This is a genomic window from Vibrio scophthalmi LMG 19158 (assembly GCF_000222585.1).
In the GTDB taxonomy this organism is placed as follows: Bacteria; Pseudomonadota; Gammaproteobacteria; order Enterobacterales; family Vibrionaceae; genus Vibrio; species Vibrio scophthalmi.
The window spans coordinates 1-731 of the sequence record NZ_AFWE01000132.1 but is presented as its reverse complement, the minus strand read 5'-3'; the positions used below and the strand labels follow the sequence as shown (position 1 = coordinate 731).

The window sequence follows — 731 nt, the reverse complement described above, 5'->3', positions numbered from 1 at the left end:
CAACGATAACGGTCACTTTACTGCCCAGTTGAACACACCAGTTTGCAAGCGTGCCTCGGCTTAACTCGATATCTGAGCGCTTTAAGATTTCAACCTGGCGATAAAGCGGCAAGGCATCAACATATTTGGCCGTGACTACCGCAGCGAATGCTTCAGGGCTGCCGATGCTTTTCGGGATCATGTTGGCAGGTCGAGGAGTGGTGATGATTTTGCTGCTGGTTTGTGTCTTTTCACACTGACGGCAGGCGTATTTCGTGCGCTCATGGCGCACGACGCTGACCTTTTGAGGGATGATTTTTAGCTCTTCCGAGACTTCAGTACCGCATTGATGTAGAGGTTCATTGCAGCATTCACAGTAAGGGGCATTGAGTGTGTGCTGATGAACTTCACGATCCAGCTCTGCTGGTAATGGTTTTCGGCCTTTCTTGTGATGCTTTGGATCGGCTTTAGGTAAGGCATTTTGCTGCTCAGCTTCGTTAAACGTACCTTTCGGTTCTTTTTCACTTTTGGCGGAGAAGCGCTTTGATTTACTTAGGTTGAGCTGTTCAATGAGCAGCTGCATTTTATTCTCTAACTCAACCACTTCTTCTGCTTGGGTATCAACTGTTTTTTTTAGTTCACAGTTCTCTTCCTGAAGCTTGAGTAGCATCGCTTTGAGTTGTTCTACATTATCAGGAAGTTCAGCCATTGTTAGGGTTCTTAATTCATCATTTGCATCCAGTCTGACAGTG

At 46.2% G+C, this 731-nt stretch carries 1 protein-coding gene; it reads right to left on the bottom strand.

Going from position 1 to position 731, the window contains the following annotated elements; translation table 11 throughout:
• Nucleotides 1–688: IS66 family transposase zinc-finger binding domain-containing protein (locus RH88_RS10500; RefSeq protein WP_040757929.1), on the bottom strand; the 688-nt coding region annotated here is incomplete at its 3' end.
• Between the last annotated feature and the right edge of the window lie 43 nt (nt 689–731).